Source organism: Clostridium sp. (assembly GCF_051656525.1).
Classification (GTDB): Bacteria; Bacillota; Clostridia; order Clostridiales; family Clostridiaceae; genus Clostridium.
Genome location: NZ_JBOGCC010000052.1, coordinates 1 through 2,857, shown reverse-complemented (window position 1 = coordinate 2,857; position 2,857 = coordinate 1). Strand labels below are relative to the sequence as shown.

General features: G+C 29.9%; 4 protein-coding genes. 1 reads left to right on the top strand and 3 read right to left on the bottom strand.

All coding sequences use genetic code 11. The annotated features are described in order from the left end of the window. Positions 1-539, top strand: a 539-nt coding sequence (locus ACRDDY_RS01805; protein ID WP_438563261.1) for an NAD(P)H-dependent oxidoreductase, incomplete at its 5' end; no start/stop codon positions are given. A gap of 46 nt (positions 540-585) precedes the next feature. Here ACRDDY_RS01805 and ACRDDY_RS01800 read toward each other — a convergent pair. The 3 genes from ACRDDY_RS01800 to ACRDDY_RS01790 all read right to left on the bottom strand — a co-directional run bounded on the left by ACRDDY_RS01800 (position 586) and on the right by ACRDDY_RS01790 (position 2,727). Next, a complete protein-coding gene (locus ACRDDY_RS01800) occupies positions 586-1,014 on the bottom strand; it encodes a MarR family winged helix-turn-helix transcriptional regulator (RefSeq protein WP_438563260.1) in 429 nt (142 codons plus the stop codon). A gap of 67 nt (positions 1,015-1,081) precedes the next feature. Continuing rightward, positions 1,082-2,314, bottom strand: a complete 1,233-nt coding sequence (locus ACRDDY_RS01795; protein WP_438563259.1) for an NAD(P)/FAD-dependent oxidoreductase — start codon at positions 2,312-2,314, stop codon at positions 1,082-1,084. Further along, positions 2,314-2,727, bottom strand: coding sequence for a 4Fe-4S dicluster domain-containing protein (locus ACRDDY_RS01790; protein ID WP_438563258.1), 414 nt, complete (start codon positions 2,725-2,727; stop codon positions 2,314-2,316). Before ACRDDY_RS01790 ends, ACRDDY_RS01795 begins: the two co-directional genes overlap by 1 nt. Positions 2,728-2,857: the final 130 nt, after the last annotated feature.

The following is a 2,857-nucleotide window of genomic DNA, read 5'->3' as shown; positions in this document are numbered from 1 at the left end:
GGGTTTTTATAATGAAAACATTAATTATCATAGCGCATCCAAATATGGAAGCTTCAAAAATCAATAAAATATGGAAAAATAGATTAGATAGTGAAGAAAATATTACTATTCATGATCTTTATAGCCTTCGTAAGAAAGGCCCTTTTAATATTTTAGAGGAACAAGAATTATTATTAAATCATGATAGAATTATTTATCAATTTCCTTTCCACTGGTATAGTGCACCAGCTTTATTAAAAGAATGGCAAGATGATGTATTAGCTTTTGGATTTTCTCATGGCCCTAATGGAAATAAGTTAAATGGAAAAGAATTCATGCTAGTAATCTCTGCTGGTGGTCAAGAGTCTGCTTATAGAGCTGGTGGATATCAACACTATAATATCGATGAATTAACTAGACCTTATCAAGCAATGGCTACATTTACAGGAATGAAATTTTTACCTACATATGCTCTATACTCAACTCATACTTTATCAGATGAGCAAGTCCAAGAGAGTGCTGATGTATTAGCTAATATAGCTTTATCTACTACTATTTAATTAGTATATAAAATAACCAAGTAACAAACACGTTACTTGGTTATTTTTAGCTCATATTTACTCTTATCTTATTTAGAAGCTTCATTCCTATTTCTATTTCTTCTTCTTCTAATCCAAAGGTAGCTTCCTTGAAGCATTCTTTAATTACTTTTTTTACTATGCCTTCAATTTCTTCACCCTTTGATGTTAATTTTATATTTTTTACTCTCTTATCAACACTAGATGTTTCTTTTATAATTAATTCATTTTTTATTAAGGTACTTATCAATCTTGATGTACTAGCCTCATCTCTATTTGTTAGTTTAGCTAAAGTAAGCTGACAAATATTCTCATTATCCCAAAGCATTGTTAAAATCGTAAATTGCTCAAATGTAATATTTATACCTTCTTTTTTAATTTTTCTATTAAAACTATTTATCATTAGCTTATCACTAACATTAATTAATAAACCTAAACCTTCTTCGACATTAAACATATTTTTTCACCTATTATCACAAAATTATATATTTATCCTATCCATAAATATTATTTCTGTCAATAGTCTAATATTTATATTCGAAGTTTTCTGTTACATTAAAGAAGTCTGAATAATCTATTTCGAATAATGGCTTTTTAACCTTTGATACATCAATTTGTTCTTTTATAAGTTGTGTTAATACTCCTGCATATGAAAGATCTCCTTGAATCAATGCTCCATAGATTTTTCCATCTTTATGAATTATTTTTCTATATCCATTGTCATCTTTTTCTTCTTCTATTTCATATTCATCTTTGTTTTCATCATTTAAGTTAACTATACCTAAAGATAATGTATTTATTCCTACAAATGTCATTGTATTTTTACTTCCAAAGAAATCTGTCATTTCTTTTTTAATTCCAAGCATGTTAGATGCTGCAATTATTCCTTCTTTTACAGCTGTTGGCCATATTGGATTTCTTCCTGTTACATCTCCTGCTCCAAATACATCTTTAACATTTGTTCTTCCTTCGTGGTCTATTATAAGTCCAAATCTATCACACTCTACATCGCTTTCTTCTAAGAATGCTACATTTGATCTTACTCCTGTTGCTACTACAACTAATTCACAAGGAACTTCTTCTCCTGTACTTAGTGTTAAGCTTACAGGATTATTATTCTCATCAACATTAAGCTTTTGTGCTGATACTCCAAGCTTTAAGTTAACTCCTTCTTCAGTAAACTTTTCTTCATACTTACTAGCTGCATATTTGTCTAATTGAAGTGGAAGAACTCTATCTCCCATTTCGATTAATGAAAGATCTAAGTCATAATGCATAAGTCCTGAAACTGCATCTATTCCTACAAGTCCTGCTCCAAGTACTGCTGCGCTTTTAACATTTTTCCCTCTATTAACTATTTCAACTGCATCTTCTAGGTTTCTAAGCCCTACTACATGATTTGCAGTTCTTAAATTTTCTACTGGTGGTATAAATGATGAGGCACCACTTGCTATTAATACTTTATCATAGCTTAAAATTTCACCATTGCTTAAGCTTAAAGTTTTTTCTTTATCATTAAGCTTTAATACTTCTACACCTTTAATCCAGTTTATATCATACTTTTCCATGAAATCATCTTCTGAAAAGTCTAATTGCTTTATATTTCTTATACCTTCAATATAGTGGTGAAGAATACATCTTGAATAAACATATTCATCTTTTGAAATTAAAACTATTTCTGCATCTTTATCTAATTCTCTTAAAGTTTTTGCACCACTAATTCCTGCTGCTGATGCTCCTATTACTACATATCTCATTAATCTTCTACCTCCCCAAGTGTTATTGCTGCCATTGGACATTTAGCTACACATTGAGGTGTTTTCTCTTCACATGAAACACACATATCACACTTCATAATTTCTTTTTTAGTTCTATCATCAGCTTTTAGCACACCATACGGACAAGCCATTATACACATATAACAACTAGCACATCTCTCTTTATCATATTGAACATATCCTGTTTCCTTATCCTTATGCATAGCTCCTGTCATACAAGTGAATACACATTCTGGCTTTTCACAATGTCTACAGAATATTGGTGCATATTTTCCTTCACTATCTATAACTACTCTACTTCTAGTCTCTTCAGTATCATGAGATACTATACAAGCTGATGTACAAGTTAAACAACCAATACATTTATTTCTATCTATTTTAATTCTTTTCATAAGCTTTCCCCAATCTACTTTATAGTTTCTATTTTAACTGCACATGTTTTATATGATGGCTCTTTTGAATAAGTATCATATACTGATGGAGTTAAGTTATTAGTTTCTATATAATGCATAGGTGCATATA